The organism is Bradyrhizobium sp. NAS96.2 (assembly GCF_001908235.1).
In the GTDB taxonomy this organism is placed as follows: domain Bacteria; phylum Pseudomonadota; class Alphaproteobacteria; order Rhizobiales; family Xanthobacteraceae; genus Bradyrhizobium.
Window position 1 is genome coordinate 80,825 of record NZ_LGHK01000077.1, and the last position, 17,839, is coordinate 98,663.

18 protein-coding genes and 1 pseudogene are annotated in these 17,839 nt (G+C 65.6%); 16 read left to right on the plus strand and 3 right to left on the minus strand.

Annotated elements, in window-relative coordinates:
• Positions 1–106: 106 nt before the first annotated feature.
• From AC628_RS18125 to AC628_RS18145, 5 genes and pseudogenes are all read left to right on the plus strand, one after another.
• Positions 107–1,310 (plus strand): annotated as a pseudogene (locus tag AC628_RS18125) (vWA domain-containing protein).
• A gap of 29 nt (positions 1,311–1,339) precedes the next feature.
• Entirely contained in the window at positions 1,340–1,663 is a 324-nt protein-coding gene (locus tag AC628_RS18130) for an XdhC family protein (protein ID WP_021077800.1), read from the plus strand.
• A 2-nt stretch (positions 1,664–1,665) separates the two neighbouring features.
• On the plus strand, positions 1,666–2,367 hold the full coding sequence (locus AC628_RS18135; protein WP_074128122.1) for an XdhC family protein: 702 nt from the start codon (positions 1,666–1,668) through the stop codon (positions 2,365–2,367).
• The gene (locus AC628_RS18140; RefSeq protein ID WP_074128123.1) at positions 2,364–3,968 is read left to right on the plus strand and encodes an NTP transferase domain-containing protein; all 1,605 of its coding nucleotides are present in this window, start codon (positions 2,364–2,366) and stop codon (positions 3,966–3,968) included. The genes AC628_RS18135 and AC628_RS18140 overlap by 4 nt, the downstream gene beginning before the upstream one ends.
• A gap of 186 nt (positions 3,969–4,154) precedes the next feature.
• On the plus strand, positions 4,155–4,505 hold the full coding sequence (locus AC628_RS18145) for a DUF4189 domain-containing protein (RefSeq protein ID WP_502689747.1): 351 nt from the start codon (positions 4,155–4,157) through the stop codon (positions 4,503–4,505).
• Positions 4,506–4,588: 83 nt separating this feature from the next.
• Here AC628_RS18145 and AC628_RS18150 read toward each other — a convergent pair whose 3' ends face one another.
• Positions 4,589–5,806: an NAD(P)/FAD-dependent oxidoreductase gene (locus AC628_RS18150; RefSeq protein WP_074128124.1), complete on the minus strand. Its 1,218-nt coding sequence runs from the start codon at positions 5,804–5,806 to the stop codon at positions 4,589–4,591.
• Between the two features lie 259 nt (positions 5,807–6,065).
• On the opposite strand from AC628_RS18150, the gene AC628_RS18155 reads away from it, so the two are divergent.
• The 10 genes from AC628_RS18155 (at position 6,066) to AC628_RS18200 (ending at position 15,816) form a co-directional block, all read left to right on the plus strand.
• The gene (locus AC628_RS18155) at positions 6,066–6,476 is read left to right on the plus strand and encodes a DUF2000 family protein (protein ID WP_074128125.1); all 411 of its coding nucleotides are present in this window, start codon (positions 6,066–6,068) and stop codon (positions 6,474–6,476) included.
• Positions 6,477–6,770: 294 nt separating this feature from the next.
• Positions 6,771–7,496, plus strand: coding sequence for a TetR/AcrR family transcriptional regulator (locus AC628_RS18160; protein ID WP_074128126.1), 726 nt, complete (start codon positions 6,771–6,773; stop codon positions 7,494–7,496).
• Between the two features lie 14 nt (positions 7,497–7,510).
• Positions 7,511–8,290: an HlyD family secretion protein gene (locus tag AC628_RS18165; RefSeq protein WP_168193397.1), complete on the plus strand. Its 780-nt coding sequence runs from the start codon at positions 7,511–7,513 to the stop codon at positions 8,288–8,290.
• Positions 8,287–9,246, plus strand: a complete 960-nt coding sequence (locus tag AC628_RS18170; protein ID WP_074128128.1) for an ABC transporter ATP-binding protein — start codon at positions 8,287–8,289, stop codon at positions 9,244–9,246. Before AC628_RS18165 ends, AC628_RS18170 begins: the two co-directional genes overlap by 4 nt.
• 18 nt (positions 9,247–9,264) lie before the next feature.
• Positions 9,265–10,428 carry an ABC transporter permease gene (locus AC628_RS18175; protein WP_050629209.1) on the plus strand — a complete coding sequence of 388 codons (1,164 nt, stop codon included), beginning with the start codon at positions 9,265–9,267 and terminating at the stop codon, positions 10,426–10,428.
• Positions 10,429–10,472: 44 nt separating this feature from the next.
• On the plus strand, positions 10,473–11,792 hold the full coding sequence (locus tag AC628_RS18180) for an adenylate/guanylate cyclase domain-containing protein (RefSeq protein WP_502689746.1): 1,320 nt from the start codon (positions 10,473–10,475) through the stop codon (positions 11,790–11,792).
• 73 nt (positions 11,793–11,865) lie between these two features.
• Positions 11,866–12,594 (plus strand): GntR family transcriptional regulator, encoded by a 729-nt coding sequence (locus AC628_RS18185; protein ID WP_074128129.1) that lies wholly within the window; start codon positions 11,866–11,868, stop codon positions 12,592–12,594.
• A gap of 45 nt (positions 12,595–12,639) precedes the next feature.
• Positions 12,640–13,884, plus strand: a complete 1,245-nt coding sequence (locus tag AC628_RS18190) for an MFS transporter (protein WP_074128149.1) — start codon at positions 12,640–12,642, stop codon at positions 13,882–13,884.
• Between the two features lie 15 nt (positions 13,885–13,899).
• The gene (locus AC628_RS18195) at positions 13,900–14,799 is read left to right on the plus strand and encodes an amidohydrolase family protein (protein ID WP_074128150.1); all 900 of its coding nucleotides are present in this window, start codon (positions 13,900–13,902) and stop codon (positions 14,797–14,799) included.
• Positions 14,800–14,898: 99 nt separating this feature from the next.
• Positions 14,899–15,816: a PhzF family phenazine biosynthesis protein gene (locus tag AC628_RS18200; protein WP_074128130.1), complete on the plus strand. Its 918-nt coding sequence runs from the start codon at positions 14,899–14,901 to the stop codon at positions 15,814–15,816.
• Here the strand turns inward: AC628_RS18200 and AC628_RS18205 are convergent.
• Together AC628_RS18205 and AC628_RS18210 are read right to left on the minus strand one after the other, a co-directional pair.
• On the minus strand, positions 15,813–16,277 hold the full coding sequence (locus AC628_RS18205) for a DUF488 domain-containing protein (RefSeq protein WP_074128131.1): 465 nt from the start codon (positions 16,275–16,277) through the stop codon (positions 15,813–15,815). The genes AC628_RS18200 and AC628_RS18205 overlap by 4 nt on opposite strands.
• A 10-nt stretch (positions 16,278–16,287) precedes the next feature.
• Positions 16,288–17,136, minus strand: a complete 849-nt coding sequence (locus AC628_RS18210) for a DUF72 domain-containing protein (RefSeq protein WP_074128151.1) — start codon at positions 17,134–17,136, stop codon at positions 16,288–16,290.
• A gap of 140 nt (positions 17,137–17,276) precedes the next feature.
• Here AC628_RS18210 and AC628_RS18215 point away from each other — a divergent pair, with 140 nt between their 5' ends.
• On the plus strand, positions 17,277–17,648 hold the full coding sequence (locus tag AC628_RS18215) for a hypothetical protein (RefSeq protein ID WP_074128132.1): 372 nt from the start codon (positions 17,277–17,279) through the stop codon (positions 17,646–17,648).
• Positions 17,649–17,839 lie beyond the last annotated feature (191 nt).

Below are 17,839 nucleotides of genomic sequence, written 5' to 3' on the forward strand. Positions count from 1 at the left end.
ATAGCATTCGTCATTCCGGGGCGATGCGAAGCATAGAACCCGGAATCTCGAGGTTCCGGGTTCGCCCGCTCCGCGTGCGCCCCGGAACGACGGGAAATGGATTCCAATGGCGATCAACCACCTCGCGCCTCCGACCGGCCACATGGCCGACAACGTGATCGGCTTTGCCCGCGCGCTGCGGGCGGCCGGGCTTCCGGTCGGGCCAGGCTCGGTGATCGATGCGCTCGACGCGCTGCAGCTGATCGAGGTCGGCAACCGCTCGGATTTCTACGCCACGCTGGAGGCGATCTTCGTCAAGCGCCATGAGCATGCGCTGATCTTCCGCCAGGCCTTCATGCTGTTCTTCCGCGCCGCCGAGGAGTGGAAGAGCATGCTGGATTCGGTGCCACTGCCCGACCACGCCAAGAAGAAGCCACCGCCGGCCTCGCGCCGGGTCCAGGAGGCAATGGCGCAGCCGGCGCGGAGCGAGGAGCGGCCGCAGGCCCAGGAGCAGGAGCTGAAGCTCTCGGTCTCCGACAAGGAGGTGCTGCAGAAGAAGGATTTTGCGCAGATGACCGCGGCCGAGATCGCCGAGGTGACGCGCGAGATCGCCAAGATGCGGCTGCCGCAGGCCGAGCTCGTCACCCGCCGCTACCAGCCGGACGCGCGCGGACTGCGGCTCGACATGCGCCGCACCGTGCGCAACTCGCTGCGCACCGGCGGCGAGATCATCGATATCCGCAAGCTCGGCCGGATCGAGAAGCCGGCGCCGATCGTAGCGCTGCTCGATATCTCCGGCTCGATGAGCGAATACACCCGCCTGTTCCTGCACTTCCTGCATGCCATCACCGACTACCGCAAGCGGGTCTCGGTGTTCCTGTTCGGCACCCGCCTGACCAATGTGACGCGCGCGTTACGGGCGCGTGACCCCGACGAGGCGCTGGCGAGCTGCTCGTCCTCGGTCGAGGACTGGGCCGGGGGGGACGCGGATCGCGACCTCGCTGCACACCTTCAACCAGCTGTGGGCCCGCCGGGTGCTCGGGCAGGGCGCCATCGTCCTCCTTATATCGGATGGACTAGAACGGGAGGCCGATGCCAAACTGGCCTTCGAGATGGACCGTTTGCACCGCTCCTGCCGCCGCCTGATCTGGCTCAACCCGTTGCTGCGCTATTCGGGCTTCGAGGCCAAGGCGCAGGGCATCAAAATGATGCTGCCCCACGTTGACGAATTTCGCCCGGTGCATAACTTGACGTCCATCAAGGGCTTGATCGGGGCGCTGTCATCCCCGCCGCCGGCGCACCACCGCAGCCTGATCCGTTCTGTTGCCTAAGAAGCCTGACCCCATAGCAGGAGGCCACCATGCTGAACCGCGACGAAGACATTCTTCAGGCCGCCGAGACCTGGCAGAAGCAGGGCCATGGCGTAGCGCTCGCCACCGTGGTCGAGACCTGGGGTTCGGCGCCGCGCCCGGCCGGCTCGAGCCTCGTCATCAATGACGACGGCACGTTTCTCGGCTCGGTCTCCGGCGGCTGCGTCGAGGGCGCCGTCGTCACGGAAGCGCTCGACGTGATCGCGAGCGGCCAGCCCAAGATGCTCGAATTCGGCGTCGCCGACGAGACCGCCTGGAATGTCGGCCTGTCCTGCGGCGGCACCATCCGCGTGTTCGTCGAGAAGGTCGGTTAGCCGTGAAGCTCGAGATCCTCAAAGAGCTGAACGCCGAGCGCGCCGCGCGGCGCCCGGTGATCATCGTCACCGACACCGCCAATGGCGATCAGCGCCTGGTCAAGGCCGCGGACATCGCTGCCGATCCGCTGCGTGCCGAGCTTTCAAAGCAGCTGCGGATGGGCAAGAGCGGCAATGTCGAGGTATCCGGCAAAAAGCTGTTCCTCAACGTCTACGCGCCGACCGCAAAGCTCGTGATCATCGGCGCGGTGCATATCAGCCAGGCTCTGGCGCCGCTGGCGCGCTCGCTCGACTATGACGTCACGGTGGTCGATCCGCGCACCGCGTTTGCGAGCCCGGAGCGTTTCCCCGACGTGCCCTTGGTCGCCGAATGGCCCGACGTCGCGCTGCCGCCGCTCAATGTCGATCACTACACCGCGTTCGTCGCGGTGACGCATGATCCCAAGATCGACGATCCGGCGCTGCTGCACGCCTTCGACCGCGGGTGCTTCTATATCGGCGCACTCGGCTCGCGGAAGACCCACGCCAAGCGCGCCGAGCGGCTGCGCGCGCAGGGCGCGAAAGACAGCGACATCGCGCGCATCCACGCGCCGATCGGTCTCGACATCGGCGCGGTGTCGCCGTCGGAGATCGCGGTCGCGATCATGGCCGAGATCACCGCGCAGCTGCGTCTGCCCCCCAAACAAAAAGAAGAAGCGGCATGAAGTTCGGTCCCGCCAGTCCAGCCGACGCGATTGGCGGCGTCACCGTGCATACGCTCCGCCAGGGCGCGCTGGTGCTCAAGAAGGGCACCACGATCGGCCCGGCTGAGGTCGAGGCGCTGACCAAGGCCGGCGTCAAGGACGTCGTCGTGGTGCGGCTGGAGGAGGGCGACGTCTCCGAGGATGTCGCTGCCGCCAGCATCGCGCAGGCGGTGGCGGGCGAGGGCGTCAATGTCGAGCGCGCCTTCACCGGCCGCGCCAATCTGTTCGCGGCGCGCCCCGGCGTGCTGGTGGTCGACCGTGCCGCGGTCGACCGCATCAACGGCGTCGACGAGGCGATCACCTTCGCGACGCTCGCGGCCTACAAGCCGGTGGTCGAAGGCGAGATGATCGCGACCGTCAAGCTGATCCCGTTCGGCGTCGAGGGGCGCTTGCGCGATGCCGCCGTCGCAGTCGCGGGGAAGGACACGCTGCGGATCGCGCCCTACGTGATCAAGAAGGTCGGCGTGGTCTCGACCCTGTTGCCGGGCCTTGCGCCGAAGGTGATCGACAAGACGCTGCGCGTCACCGCCGAGCGGCTGGCCCCGGCCGGCGCCATAATCATTGCAGAGCGCCGCGTGCCGCATGACGAGACCGTGCTCGCCGCCTCGATCAAGGAATTGCTCGGCTTGGGGGCCGAACTCGTCATCGTGTTCGGCGCATCCGCAATCGCCGACCGCCGCGACGTCATCCCGGCCGCAATCACCGAGATCGGCGGCGCGGTCGAGCATTTCGGCATGCCGGTCGATCCCGGCAATCTGCTGCTGATCGGCAGCGCCGGCGGCGTGCCGGTGCTGGGCGCGCCGGGCTGCGCGCGCTCGCCGGTCGAGAACGGTTTCGACTGGGTGCTGATGCGGCTGCTCGCCGGCATCAAGGTGACGCGGTCGGACCTCACCGGCATGGGCGTCGGCGGTCTTCTCATGGAGATCGTGACGCGGCCGCAGCCGCGCACCGTGCCGGACACCGAGGGCAACCGCAACGTCGCGGCGATCGTGCTTGCCGCCGGCCGCTCGACCCGGATGGGCGGTCCGAACAAGCTGCTCGCCGAACTCGACGGCAAGAAGCTCGCGCGCATCGTCGCCGAGCAGGCCCTGGCCTCGAAGGCTTCGGAGGTGATCGTCGTCACCGGGCATCAGGGCGACCTGGTCGAGCAGGCACTTGACGGGCTCAAGGTCAAGTTCGTGCGCAACCCGGATTTCGCCGGCGGCATTGCGAGCTCGGTGAAGGCTGGTATCTCGGCGGTCTCCGACTCTGCCGACGGCGCGATCGTCTGCCTCGGCGACATGCCGCTGATCGATGCGCAGCTGATCGATCGGTTGATCGAAACCTTCGCGCCTGACCGCGGCCATCTGATCGCAGTGCCGGTCAGCGAAGGCCGTCGCGGCAATCCGGTGCTGTGGTCGCGGCGCTTCTTCAAGGAATTGATGACGCTCGACGGCGACATCGGCGCCCGTCATCTGATCGCCAAGCATGCCGAGGTGGTCGCCGAGGTCCCGGTCGAAGGCAACAGCGCCTTCCTCGACATCGACACGCCGCAGGCGCTGGAAGCGGCGAGGCGGAGCTAATCTATCCGCGTCGTCCCGGCTTTCGCCGGGACGACGAGTGGATGGAGCACCATCGTCCATCAACCCGTCATTCACCATCTGGAAACGACCCCCGCGTACAGTCCGCGCCGGACTTTGGGGGATTTCCACTTGATCATTTCGACCGCCGCCGCGCAGCGCCGCGCGCTGACGATACTTGTCCTGACGTTGCTGCTCGGTGCCACGCGTTTCTCCGTGGAAAACTTCATCCCCAAGGCCCGCGCGGCGGGCGCTTTCGCGGTCGGCAAGTGCGGGGCGTATGGCCAGGCCTACGACTATCCCGCAGAAGGCGCGGCGCGCGCCGCGGCGCTGAAGCAGTGCAAGGGCGATTGCACCACCGTCACCATGAAGCGCGCCTGCGCCGCGCTGTCGATCGACATGAAGAATCCCTGCGGCGCCCATGGCTACGCGGTGGCGCCGAAGATCTCGAGCTCGCTCAATGCCGCCACCAGGAAGTGCTACGAATACGGCGGCAAGGAATGCGTGATCCGCGCCTGGGCCTGCGACGCCAAGGGCTAGCCGCGCGCGGGTTCGCAACGTCCACCGCGCTGGACGAAGCCGAAATGTGCTGATGACCTCGAGCCGGGACGTTCGGCAGAAGCTCAGACCGCGCCATAGAAGTGGCGATATTGCCAGGCGGCATCGCTCTGCAATTGGGCTTCAGACCACGACTGGTCCGTGAACCGCGTGACCGACATCGGCGATAGGTCGACCGGCGGCTGGCCGTCGACGATCCAGGCCGCGAGCGCCTCGCCGACAGCCGGCGAGATCGAGAGACCGGCGACGTTGCACCCGCTTGCGAAATAGAAGCCTGTCGCGCCGGGCGCTGGGCCAAGAATGTGATGGCCGTCGGCGGTCATGGTCGGAATGCCGCCGCGAAATTCCCGTACCTTGGCGGTTTGCAGGAACGGGAGCTGATCCTTCACCGCATCGGCGGCTGCATGAAGCACGTCGATGTCGAGCGGCATGTCCTTGACGTCGAAGCCGGGCCCGAGCTTCTCCATATCGAAGAAGCGCGGCGTTTCCTCGTAGACACCCCAAAGGAAACCGCCCTGACACGGCCGCGTATACACCGCGGCATCCATGATGCGGATCATCGGCAAGTCGGCACGCACACCGTCCAAAGGCTCGGTCACGATCAATTGCTGTCGGGTTGGCACCAGCGGCACGCGAATTCCGCTTGCCTCCGCGACCTGCCGCGTCCATGCACCGGCCGCATCGACAACAACGGGACATTCAATGACGCCGTTCGCCGTGGTCACGCCGATCACGTTGCCGCCGACGATGTTCACGGCGCGTACGTCGGTCTTCGGCAGCAAGGTTGCGCCCTGGGCCGCCGCGGCCCTGGCGAAACCGACGGCAACCTGTGCCGGGTCGAAATACCGGTCGTCGCCGATCCGCATCGCCGCGACGACGCCCGTCGGCTGCAAAAACGGATTGAGACGGCTCGCTTGCTCCGGAGAGATCAGTTCGACATCGAGACCCATGCGGTGCCCGCGCTCGAAATCGGTCTCGATCACTTCGGCATCCTGCGGCCGACGCGCAATCTTCAAGCTGCCCGAGTGGACCCAGTCGAGCGGCTGGCCGGTTTCTTCCGTGAATGTTTCGATCTTGCGGCAAGCGTCCTGGATGAGGCCAACCATCAAGTCGCTCGTGCGGGCGCAACTCACCATGCCTGCCGCGCGGGGCGAGGTTTGCGATCCGATCTCATGCTTGTCGACAAGCGCGACGCTGAGACTTCCACGCTTGCTCAGGTAGTAGGCTGTGGCCGCGCCCAATCCGCCCGAACCAATGACAACTACATCGGCCTTGCTGATCATGATGCAATGCTCGAAATATGTTGATCGTAATCGAATTCCCGAAGAATACTACGCGGCGCAGGAGCTGACCATTGTTATCCTGCCAGCCCGCGCCTGGACCTGTGACGCCAAGGGCCAGGGCAGGGGTTAGCTTGTAGCCCGCATGAGCCCGCGGTCCCCGGAGGCCTTGCAGGAAACGAACGCCGGCGTCTGACGGGCAGGCGAGAGATGCATCGTCAGGGCTGGTGTTGGCCATCAGCCTGCGGATAGATTTGTCGTCATGCAGTTCGACACCAAGATCGCGGTCGTGATCCGCACTGACCTGGAAGTCTGGCAGAAGCTCAACGTGGCGTCGTTTCTCGCCGGTGGCATTGCCGCCTCCTTTCCCGAATGTATCGGCGAGAATTACGAGGACGGCTCGGGGACGAGATATCTCTCCCTGATCGGCCAGCCGATCCTGATCTACGGCGCCGACGGGCCTGCGCTCTCGCGGGCGCTGGACCGCGCGCTGGCGCGCGACGTGAAGCCGGCGCTCTACACCGAGGACATGTTCAAGACCACGCATGACGCCGCCAACCGCGAGGTGGTGAGGGCGGTGGCGCGCACCGACCTCAATCTGGTCGGCCTCGCCATCCGCGCCGAGCGCAAGGTGGTCGACAAGATCCTCGATGGGCTGAAGTTTCACGCGTAGCCGGGCCAACTCTCTCCGTCGTCATTCCGGGGCGTGCGGAGCGCGAGCGCGGAATCTATTCCACCACATGTACTGTGGTTTGATGGATTCCGGGGCTCGCGCTACGCGCGCCCCGGAATGACGAAGGGGTGCGGGCATCGATGCCGTCAAAGCACGCGCGCATGCCTGGTGACGGGCGTTATCCAGCGCGGTGATTTGATCACGCTCAAGCCAGCGAACAGCAACCTTTTGTAAGGGAACGCGTTACCCTCCATTGAATTGACAATGACTGACTAGTCAGTCATAATTGTTGCCATGACAAAGCGCATCGAACGGACGACCCGCACCCTGCCTGCCGCCCGCCGGACCGCGATCCGCGCCGCCGCGGCGAGGACCCCGAAGGTGGCCTCGGCCAAACTGCCTGAGGTGAAGCCCGCCTCGAACCGCGCCGAGAAATCGGCGGAGCGGCGGGCTGCGATCATCGAGGCGGCGATGGATGAGTTCATCGCGCGCGGCTATGCCGCGACGCGGCTCGACGACGTCGCCAAGCGGGCCGGCGTCGCCAAGGGCACGCTCTATCTCTATTTCAAGGACAAGGAGTCGATGTTCGAGGAACTGATCCGCACCGCGCTGGTGCCGCTGATCAGCCGCATGACGGCGCAGCCTCCCATCACCGGTCCGGTGCGGGACGCGGTGGAGAAATTTGCCGAGACCTTCATCCGCGAGATCGTGTCCACCCGGCGCGGCGACATCATCCGCCTGATTGTCTCCGAGGGGCCGCGCTTTCCGGCGATCGCCGATTTCTATTTCCGCGAGGTGGTGTCGAAGGGAATGGCCGCAATGCGCGCGCTGGTCCAGCTCGCAATCACGCGCGGCGAGATCAGGCATCGGGAGCTCGGGGAATTCCCGCAGCTGGTCGTGGCGCCCGCGATCGTCGCAGTGATCTGGCAGAGCCTGTTTGCCCGCCACGCGCCGCTCGACGGGCTCGCGATGTTCAAAATTCATCTCGATCTGATCTTCGGCGAACGGAGGAAGACATGACCGCGTCGCGCGTGATGAAGCTCGTGACGGTCGTCGCGCTGGCGGCAGCGCTGGCCGAGTGCCAGGAGAAGCGCGATCCCGGCTTCCAGGGCTGGGTCGAGGCCGACATGATCTTCGTCAGCCCGGACGAATCCGGCCGCGTCACCAAGCTCAATGTGCGTGAGGGCGACGAGGTCAAGCCCGGCGATCTGCTCTATACGGTCGACGACGATCTGCAGCGCGCCGATCTCAACCAGAACAACGCGACGCTGGCGAATGCGCGGCAAAGCTACGACCGCGCCGCCTCGCTGCGCGGCACCGGCGCCGGCACCCAGGCCAATCTCGATTCCGCCGTCTCGGCGCTGCGCGTCGCGGAGGCGCGCGTCAACACCTCGCAGACGCGGCTCGACCGCCGCAAGGGTTTTGCGCCGATCGCGGGCTCGATCCAGCAGATCTATTTCCGCGAGGGCGAGATGGTGCAGGCGCAGCGGCCGGTGCTGTCGATCATGCCGCCCGGCAACATGAAGCTGCGCTTCTTCGTGCCGGAGACCGAACTGCCGAAGCTCGCGCTCGGCGACGAGGTGCGGGTGACTTGCGACAATTGCGCGGCCGATCTCACCGCCAAGATCTACTTCATCGCCACCACCGCGGAGTACACGCCACCCGTCATCTACAGCCTCGATGAGCGCAACAAGCTGGTCTATCTGATCCAGGCCCGGCCGAGCCGGCCCGATGTGCTGAGAGTCGGTCAGCCGATCAGCGTCTACCTCAACCCCAAGACCAACTCAAAGACGCCGGTGGCGGAGCGCAGATGAACGGCGGCCCCACCAGCACGCAGCCCAGCGCATCCTCCATCGCGATCGATGTGAAGGGCCTGACCAAGTCGTTTGGCGGACGCGAGGTGGTCCACGATTTGTCGATGCAGGTCAAGCGCGGCGAAATCTACGGCTTCCTCGGCCCCAACGGCAGCGGCAAAACCACCACCATCCGCATCCTGTGCGGCCTGCTGACACCCGACAGTGGCGAGGGCACCTGCCTCGGCTACGACATCCGGCGCGATGCCGACAAGATCAAGCGCAAGGTCGGCTACATGACGCAGCGCTTCAGCCTCTACCAGGACCTGTCGGTGCGCGAGAATCTGGAGTTCGTCGCGCGGCTCTATGGCATGCCGGACGCGCGCGGCGCCGCAGCCGATATGATCGCGCGGATCGGACTGAAGGGCCGCGAGGAACAGCTCGCCGGCGAGCTGTCTGGCGGCTGGAAGCAGCGGCTCGCGCTGGGCGCCTGCACGCTGCCCAATCCGCAATTGCTGCTGCTCGACGAGCCGACTGCCGGCGTCGATCCCAAGGCGCGGCGCGATTTCTGGAACGAGATCCACGCGCTTGCCGCCGACGGCCTCACCGTGCTGGTCTCGACCCACTACATGGACGAGGCCGAGCGCTGTCACGAGATCGCCTACATCGCCTACGGCCATCTCCTGGCGCATGGCACCGTGGACGAGGTGATCGCGAAGTCCGGGCTGTCGACCTGGACGGTCACCGGCGAGGATTTCAACGGCCTGATGGCCGAGCTGACCGGCAAGCCCGGCGTCGACATGGTGGCGCCGTTCGGCACCAGCCTGCACGTCTCCGGCCGCGACAAGGCGGCGCTCGAAGCCGCGATTACGCCCTATCGCGACAATTCGAAGTGGCGCTGGCAGCCGAGCGAGCCGTCGCTCGAGGATGTTTTCATCGATCTGATGGGGCGCTCCAAGGACAATTTCCAAGGATAATCGTCAGGGATAAGTGCCATGAGTGCGACGGATACGATCCGGAATGGCGAAGAGAGGGAGCCGGCGTTCGGCTTCTGGCGCCGCAGCTACGCGATGCTGGTCAAGGAGTTCATCCAGCTTCGCCGCGACCGCGTGTCGTTCGCCATGATCATCATCATTCCGGTCATGCAGCTCCTGTTGTTCGGCTTCGCCATCAACACCACGCCGCGGCATCTGCCGACTGCGGTGCTGCTACAGGAAGATTCCGACCTCGGACGCTCGATCCTGAAGGCTATGGAGAACACCGCCTATTTCCGCTTCACACGCGAGGTGCACACCGTCGAGCAGCTCGACGAGCTGCTGCAGTCCGGCAAGGTGCTGTTCGGCGTCGAGATCCCGCGCGGCTTCGAGCGCGCGGTGCGGCGCGGCGACAAGCCGGCGCTCCTGGTCGCGGCCGATGCCACCGACCCGGTCGCGGCGGGCTCGGCGCTTGGCGCGCTCGGGCCACTGGTGCAGGGCGCGCTGGCACACGACCTGCACATCGGTGATCCGCCCGAAATGCCGTTCGAGATCCGCGCCCATGCCCGCTACAACCCGGCGGCGGAATCGCGCCTCAACATCGTGCCCGGCCTGGTCGGGACCATTCTCACCATGACTATGTTGATCTTCACCGCGCTGTCGGTGACACGCGAGATCGAGCGCGGCACCATGGAAAGCCTGCTGTCGATGCCGATCAAGCCGGTCGAGGTGATGTTCGGCAAGATCATCCCCTACGTGATGGTCGGCTTCATCCAGGCCGGGCTGATCATCGGCATCGGCGTGCTGCTGTTCGGCGTACCGGTGCTCGGCAGCCTCACATTGCTGGGGCTGCTGACCACGCTGTTCATCACCACCAATCTGTCGATCGGCTATACATTCTCGACCATCGTGCAGAACCAGCTGCAGGCGATGCAGCTCTCGATGATGTTCTTCCTGCCGAGCATCCTGCTCTCCGGCTTCATGTTTCCGTTCGCCGGCATGCCGGTCTGGGCGCAATATATCGGCGAGGTCCTGCCGCTGACCCATTTCATCCGCATCGTCCGTGCCATCATGCTGAAGGGGGCGGCGATGCCGAACCTGCAATATGACACGATTGCGCTTGCTGCCCTGATGCTGTTCGCCATGACCGTCGCCGTGACGCGCTTCCGCCGCACGCTCGATTGAGGCTAGTATGAGCAAGGAGTCATTCTGGTATGGTGACCGGGGCGATGACGATGGCTGGCTGGCGGGGCGGCGATAAGACGACGCAGGACACGACGGTCTCCGCCGACTTCCATCACGCCCTGATGCAGGAGGTGATGACCACCGAGCTGCTTCGCATCAAGGTGCTGATCGGCATTGCCCTGGCATTCTCGGTGCTCACATCCGCGATCTACTTCACGGCTCCGGACGCGCTGGTCCGGGTGTGGCACGGCAATTTCAAGCCGTCCTATCTCTATTCCGTCATTACGCCGTTCATCCTGTTCGAATTGTGGGTGCATGGCGCAATCAGCTGGTACAGGAGGCAGGGACGCGACCTGCCGATCATCAGGCGGTATGTCGGCGCGCTGATCGAGACGTCGATGCCCACCGTCGCACTCGCCCTGCATATCGACAGTATGGGCCCGGTTGCAGCACTCGGCTGGGTCGCGCCGCTGGTCTATTTCATTTTTATCATCGCCTCGACCCTGCGACTGGACTTCTGGCTGTCGACCTTCACCGGCTTCGTGGCGGCCTCGGAACTGTTCTGGATGGCGATGTATTATCGCCCCGAGGGGACGCTCGACCCCGAGCCGGATTTTTTCTACCACTGCGCGCGCAGCGCCGTGATCCTGATCGCCGGCGTGCTTGCGGGGACTGTCGGCATGCAGTTGCGGCGGCAGTTCGCGGCCAGCATCGCGGCCGCTACCGCGCGCGACCGCATCACCAATCTGTTCGGCCAGCACGTCTCGCCGCAGGTGGTCGAACGCCTGATGACCGAGGGGGCCGGCACCGGGAGCGACATCCGCCGCGTCGCGGTGATGTTCGTCGATTTCCGCAGCTTCACCGCGGGGGCGAGTACGCGCTCGCCCCAGGAGGTGGTGGACCGGCTCGACGGCGCTTTCGCCGTGCTGGTCGATATCCTCGATCGTCACGGCGGCATTGTGAACAAGTTCCTGGGCGACGGCTTCCTCGCGCTGTTCGGTGCGCCGTTCGAGGCCGGCGACGCCGCGCATCAGGCGGTCGCCGCCGCACGCGAGATGCTGGCCGCCAATGAGCGCACCAACGCGACGTCGAGCTGGCCGCTCCGCATCGGCATCGGCATTCATGTCGGCGAGGTCGTCGCCGGCAATATCGGCTCGCCGCGGCGCAAGGAGTACACCGTGATCGGCGACACCGTGAACTTTGCCGCCCGGCTCGAGGCGCTCAACAAGGAGCTCGGCTCGCAATTCCTGATCTCCGCCGCGGTGCGCGACGCGCTCGGCGACGAATGCAGGGATGCTGTCTCGCGCGGCGATATCCCGGTGCGCGGCTACGAGCACCCCGTGGCGGTCTGGCAACTGGGGTAGGCCGCAGCTCCTAGCAATTAGAGGTATTTTAGTAGTGATTGACGCAATGTCATATACTCATATAGATGACTAGATGAATTCGGCCCTCGACGACCGCCTGCCGCGCTATCAGCGTCTCCGCGACGATCTCGCAGCGCGCATCAATCGCAATGAATGGCGTCCCGGAGACCTGATCCCGTCGGAGGCCGAGCTCGGCGCGCATTACGGCGTCGCGATCGGCACCGTGCGCAAGGCGATCGATCAGCTCGTCAGCGACGGCGTGCTGGAGCGCCAACAAGGGCGCGGCACCTTCGTGCGCCGCGCCCGATTCAATTCCTCGCTGTTCCGCTTCTTCCGCTTCCAGTCCGAGACCGGCGAGCGCCGCGTCCCGCAAAGCCGCATCGTGCGGCGCAAGGCGATGCCGGCGACGACGGCCGTTGCGTCGGCACTGCGCATCGGCGTCGGCGAGCCCGTCATCAGCCTGTCGCGCCTGCGGCTGATCGACGACGTGCCGCTGCTCGCCGAGGAGATCTGGCTCGAGCGGTCGCGCTTCGAGGCGATCCTGGCGCTCGACACCGCCGAGTTCGGCGATCTCTTGTATCCGCTCTACGAGGACCGCTGCGGCCAGGTCGTGGTCTCCGCCGATGAAATCCTCACCGTCGAGATCGCAACCGAGATGCAGTCGCGCCTGCTGCGGCTGGAAGCCAACGCGCCGCTGATCGTGATCGAGCGTCTGGCCTTCGATCTGGAGCGGCGGCCGATCGAATGGCGCCGCTCGCGCGGGCCGGCGGATCGCTTCCGCTACCACGCCGAGATCAGATGAGCGCGGCAAGCAAATAAACAACACAAGACATTTCAGGGAGGAATGATGGCAAACTGGTACAGCGAATGCTCGCCGCTCGAACGGCGCACCTTCTGGGCAAGCTTTGGCGGCTGGGGGCTCGATGCGCTCGACGTCCAGATGTTCAGCCTCGCCATTCCGGCGCTGATCACCGCGTTCGGGATCAGCAAGGCCGATGCGGGTCTGCTCGGCTCGGTCACGCTGTTCTTCGGCGCGTTCGGCGGCTGGCTCGGCGGCGCGCTCGGCGACCGCTTCGGACGGGTGAAGGCGCTGCAGATCACGGTGGCGACCTTTGCGCTGGCGACCTTCGCCTGCGCGTTTGCGATGAACTACACCCAGCTGCTGGTGCTGAAGGCGATCCAGGGCGTCGGCTTCGGCGCCGAATGGGCCTGCGGCGCGGTGCTGATGGCGGAGATCATTCGCGCCGAGCATCGCGGCAAGGCGCTGGGCGCCGTGCAGAGCGCCTGGGCGGTCGGCTGGGGCGCCGCGGTGCTGCTCTCGGCTCTGGTGTTTACCTATGCGCCGGCCGATATCGCCTGGCGCATCCTGTTTGCGGTCGGCCTGATTCCGGCGCTCTTGATCCTCTACATCCGCCGCGGGCTGAAGGAGCCGCCGCGGGCCGCATCGCGCCAAGCCGAGCCGCCGTTCTTCGCAACGCTTGCCGGAATTTTCCACCGCGACGTGCTGCGCTCGACCTTGATCGGCGGGCTGTTCGGCATCGGCGCCCATGGCGGCTATGCCGCGCTGACGACGTTCCTGCCGACTTACTTGCGCGAAGTGCGGCATCTCTCGGTGCTCGGCTCCAGCGCCTATCTCGCGGTCATCATCGTTGCCTTCTTCTGCGGCTGCGTGGCCTCGGGAATCATCAGCGACCGGATCGGCCGGCGCGCCAATGTGACACTGTTCGCAGCGGCCTGCGTCGTGACGGTGCTGGTCTACATCTTCGCGCCGCTCTCCAATTCGCAGATGCTGGTGCTCGGCTTCCCGCTCGGCTTCTTCTCGGCGGGCATTCCGGCCAGCATGGCCGCGCTGTTCAGCGAGCTCTATCCGGCCGGCGTCCGCGGTACCGGCGTCGGCTTCTGCTACAATTTCGGCCGCATCGTCTCCGCCGCGTTTCCCTTCCTGGTCGGCTATCTCAGCGATCACATCGGCCTTGGGGCTGCGATCGGGATCGACGCGGCGTTCGCCTATTCGCTGGTGCTGGTCGCGGTGCTGATGCTGCCGGAAACCCGCGGCAAGGTTTTCGAGCAGGCCACCGCTGCGCGCGCGTGATGATGAGGAATGATCATGACATCGTACGAACATGGCTTGACGCGGCGCCGGTTTGCCGCGGGGATGGTTGCCGCGCTATCGGCAGGCGGATTGGCGCGCAAAGTGAGGGCTGAGGTGCCGCAACCGGCGATCGATACCCACGCCCACGTCTTTCATCGCGGGCTGAAGCTCGCGCCGGGACGCCGCTATGCGCCAGACTACGACGCACCGCTCGCGCTCTATCTGCAGCAGCTCGATCAGAACGGCATCACCAATGGCGTGCTGGTGCAACCGAGCTTTCTCGGCACCGACAATTCCTATCTGGTCGAATGCCTGAAGGCGACCAATGGCCGCCTGCGCGGCATCGCGGTGGTCGATCCCACGGTCGCGACGGACGAGCTTCGCGCGCTCGATCGCGCCGGCGTCGCCGGCATCCGTCTCAATCTGGTCGGCCAGCAGCTGCCCGACCTGACGTCGGCGGAGTGGACGGCGCTGCTGGCGCAGATCAGGACGCTCGACTGGCAGGTCGAGATCCAGCGCAACGCCAGCGATCTTGCTGTTCTCGCGCCACGGCTGCTCGACCAGGGCGTGAAGGTCGTGCTCGATCACTTCGCCTTGCCCGATCCGAAGCTCGGCGTCGACGATCCCGGATTCCAGGCCGTGCTCAAGCTTGGCGCGACACGCAATGTCTGGGTCAAGACCTCGGCGCCATACCGCAATGGTCCCAACGGAGAGGCATTCGCGAAGCAGGCGTATCCGCTGCTGCGCAATGCTTATGGCGTCGATCGGCTGTTATGGGGCAGCGACTGGCCGCACACTCAATTCGAATCGACGCAGAACTATGCGAAGAACCGCAAATTCCTCGATGAGCTCGTCACCGACGCCGATGAGCGGGCGCGTGTGCTCGCATCGCCGCGTGCGCTGTTTCGCTTCTAGCTCGCGGGCGATTGTACCGAGTGCTCTGACGGGCGTCGTTGCAGCCGTGCTACGATGACGCCATCGGTCGCGGATGACCGGAGCACAAGGACACGCAAGATGCAGCGGCGCTATATCACTGTCGACGTTTTCACCGACCGCGCCTTCGGCGGCAACCCGCTCGCCGTGGTGCTCGACGCCCAGGGGCTGTCGACCGCGCAGATGCAGGCGATCGCGACCGAGTTCAACTATTCGGAGACGACCTTCGTGCTGCCGCCGCAGGACAAGGCCAACGACGCCAACGTTCGCATCTTCACGCCGGTCAGGGAGCTGCCGTTCGCCGGGCATCCCAATGTCGGGACCGCCTTCGTGCTGGCGCAGCTTGCGAAGGAGCCGAAGCCGCGTCTGGTGTTCGAGGAGAAGGCGGGGCTGGTGCCGGTCGATATCACGCGAGACGGCGGCAGAGTCGTTGCTACCGAACTGACCGCGCCGCAGCCGCTGTCGCGCCTGTCGCAATTCTCCGCCGGCGAGGTCGCGAGCCTGATCTCGCTCACGGCAGACGACGTCAGGACGGATCGTCAGACACCGCAGGTGGTTGGTGTCGGAACACCATTCCTGGTCTTCGAGGTCGCATCGCGCGATGCGGTGCGGCGGGCTAAGCCGGATGCGGCGGCGTTCGGCCGTTTCTTCCCGCGCGACGGCGCATTCTCCGCGTATTTCTACACGCGCGATGTCCCCGCCGCGGAAGCGCCTTGCGATCTGCAGGCGCGGATGTTCTTTCCGGGAGCAAGCGGCCTGATCGAGGACCCGGCGACGGGCAGCGCCACGGTCGCCGCGGCCGCGCTGCTGGCCGCGCTCGATCCGCTGCGTGACGGCACCGTGAAGCTGACGATCGGGCAGGGCTTTGACATGGGCCGGCCGAGCCTGCTGTTGACCCGCGTCCGCAAGCAGGACGGTGCAAACATATCGGCGCATGTCGGCGGCGCCTGTGTGCAGATGATGCAGGGGACGTTGCGCGTGCCCAGCGAGGCCGGCTAGACCACCTGCGGCGCGGCGAGGTTCTCGATCCTGACCCCGTCGCGTTCCTCGATGATCTCGGCGATCCAGCGGCGGTGGCAGTGCTCGTGGTCGCGCTCGTAGCAGAGGATGCACACCGGGCCGGACTTCTTGACCAGCGCCGACAGCTCGTCGAGTTCCTCCTTGGCCTGCACCGTCTTGAGGTGCGCTGAGTAGATCTTGTGCAGCAGCGCATATTGCCCGCTGCGCGCTGCTTCCCGTCCGCTCTTCGGCGTGCCGAGGCCGCGGAGGTGGACGTAGCCGATGCCGCGCTCGTCGAGGCCGGCGGCGAGCTGGGTCTTGGAGAAGCCGGGCCGGCGCGAGGAGGCGACCGCACGGACGTCGACCAGGAGCTTCACGCCGGCATGCGCGAGCTCGTCGAGCACGGCTTTCGACGGCGTCTGCTCGTAGCCGATGGTGAACAGCCGCTTCGCCTTCGCCATCGCTTCGCCTTCACTTCACCCGTTCGATCAATTCCATCGCGCCGGCGGGCGCGCGGATCTTGCCCTCGTGGATCACGTAGGCGAACACGTCGCGCGGCGCCTTCTTCGGCGCCGTCTTGTCGACCTTCGGCAGATCGTCGGGCTCGCCACCGCCGGCCCAGTCCTGAAAGCGCTTGGCCCAGGCGTCGAGCTGCTTCGGCGGATAGCAGGTCTTCAATTCGTCATTGCCCTTCTGCAGCCGCGCATAGACGAAGTCGCTGGCGACGTCGGCGATCGCCGGATATTTGCCGTGCTCGGCGAACACCACCGGCACTTCGTGCTCGCGTATGAGGGCGATGAATTCGGGCACGCAAAAGCTGTCATGGCGCACCTCGACGACATGGCGCAGCGCGCGGCCGTCGAGCTTGCGCGGCAGCAATTCGAGGAACTTGCCGAAATCGGCGCTGTCGAACTTCTTGGTCGGCGCGAACTGCCAGAGCACCGGGCCGAGCCGGTCCCTCAGCTCCAGCACGCCCGAATCATAGAACCGCTTCACGGAATCGCCGGCTTCTGCGAGCACGCGGCGGTTGGTGGCGAAGCGCGGCCCCTTCAGCGAGAAGATGAAGCCGTCGGGCACTTCGCTGGCCCATTTGCGAAAGCTCTCCGGCTTCTGCGATCCGTAATAGGTGCCGTTGATCTCGATCGAGGTCAGCTTCGAGGCGGCGTAGGACAGCTCCTTCGCCTGCGTGAGTTTCTCCGGATAGAACACCCCGCGCCACGGCTCGAAGGTCCAGCCGCCGACGCCGATATAGATATTGCCTGCGTCCGTCTTGGTCTTCTTGGCGTCGGTCTTGGTCGCCTTGGTGGGAGCTTTGGCCACGATTGCACTCATCGTGAGGGAGGGAACAGGGGTCGAGAGTAGTCAAAATAATCGTGATTGGCCAGTTTGCCAGATTGGCGCGGGGATGCTTATCGTTGCTGTCGCTCTTCGCTACGATGCGCCAAAACGGAGAACAACACATGCGCATGCTGGTTGCGGCCGCTCTGCTGATCACGTCCTCCGCTGCCATATCGTTCGCTGCAATGGCCGACGAGGTCGACGATGCGCACAAGCTCGCGATCACCGGCCGCGACGCCTACTGGAATTGTCTCGCCCGCGAATATCCCCGTGACAGCAACAAGGCGATGTCCGACCAGGAGTTCACCTCGCTGATCGCCAATGTCTGTCCCTCAGAGCGGCAGAACTTCCGGGTGTCGCTGATCGACTTCCTGTCGCTGCAGTTTCCCAAGCAGGATGCCGACGCGAATCTGACCACCGCCAACCGCGCGATCGAGCTGGCGCAGAAGGACATCGTGACCGCCTTCACCCGGCGCAAGGCCGCCGCGAAATAGGTTCCCAAATCCTGTTGCGGCCGGCCGATTTTTGATATCAATCCGCGCAGGCGAGGGGATGATCGGCATGCGCTCACAATCGACGGCAGGGTTCTTGGGCGCGTTGGTCGCAGCCATCGCGCTGGCGGCAGCGTTCATCTACGGGCCGTCGCCGAGCCAGCTCCGTAACCCGACCCAGCCCGCAGCGGCGC

What these genes read in the sequence shown, in the direction of transcription:
- AC628_RS18170 (WP_074128128.1), top strand. Translation starts at nt 8,287, where the DNA reads ATGAACGGCGGCCCCACCAGCACGCAGCCCAGCGCATCCTCCATCGCG.
- AC628_RS18205 (WP_074128131.1), bottom strand. Translation starts at nt 16,277, where the DNA reads ATGGCGAAGGCGAAGCGGCTGTTCACCATCGGCTACGAGCAGACGCCG.
- AC628_RS18200 (WP_074128130.1), top strand. Translation starts at nt 14,899, where the DNA reads ATGCAGCGGCGCTATATCACTGTCGACGTTTTCACCGACCGCGCCTTC.
- AC628_RS18155 (WP_074128125.1), top strand. Translation starts at nt 6,066, where the DNA reads ATGCAGTTCGACACCAAGATCGCGGTCGTGATCCGCACTGACCTGGAA.
- AC628_RS18165 (WP_168193397.1), top strand. Translation starts at nt 7,511, where the DNA reads ATGAAGCTCGTGACGGTCGTCGCGCTGGCGGCAGCGCTGGCCGAGTGC.
- AC628_RS18175 (WP_050629209.1), top strand. Translation starts at nt 9,265, where the DNA reads ATGAGTGCGACGGATACGATCCGGAATGGCGAAGAGAGGGAGCCGGCG.
- AC628_RS18215 (WP_074128132.1), top strand. Translation starts at nt 17,277, where the DNA reads ATGCGCATGCTGGTTGCGGCCGCTCTGCTGATCACGTCCTCCGCTGCC.
- AC628_RS18190 (WP_074128149.1), top strand. Translation starts at nt 12,640, where the DNA reads ATGGCAAACTGGTACAGCGAATGCTCGCCGCTCGAACGGCGCACCTTC.
- AC628_RS18160 (WP_074128126.1), top strand. Translation starts at nt 6,771, where the DNA reads ATGACAAAGCGCATCGAACGGACGACCCGCACCCTGCCTGCCGCCCGC.
- AC628_RS18180 (WP_502689746.1), top strand. Translation starts at nt 10,473, where the DNA reads ATGACGATGGCTGGCTGGCGGGGCGGCGATAAGACGACGCAGGACACG.
- AC628_RS18130 (WP_021077800.1), top strand. Translation starts at nt 1,340, where the DNA reads ATGCTGAACCGCGACGAAGACATTCTTCAGGCCGCCGAGACCTGGCAG.
- AC628_RS18150 (WP_074128124.1), bottom strand. Translation starts at nt 5,806, where the DNA reads ATGATCAGCAAGGCCGATGTAGTTGTCATTGGTTCGGGCGGATTGGGC.
- AC628_RS18185 (WP_074128129.1), top strand. Translation starts at nt 11,866, where the DNA reads ATGAATTCGGCCCTCGACGACCGCCTGCCGCGCTATCAGCGTCTCCGC.
- AC628_RS18195 (WP_074128150.1), top strand. Translation starts at nt 13,900, where the DNA reads ATGACATCGTACGAACATGGCTTGACGCGGCGCCGGTTTGCCGCGGGG.
- AC628_RS18140 (WP_074128123.1), top strand. Translation starts at nt 2,364, where the DNA reads ATGAAGTTCGGTCCCGCCAGTCCAGCCGACGCGATTGGCGGCGTCACC.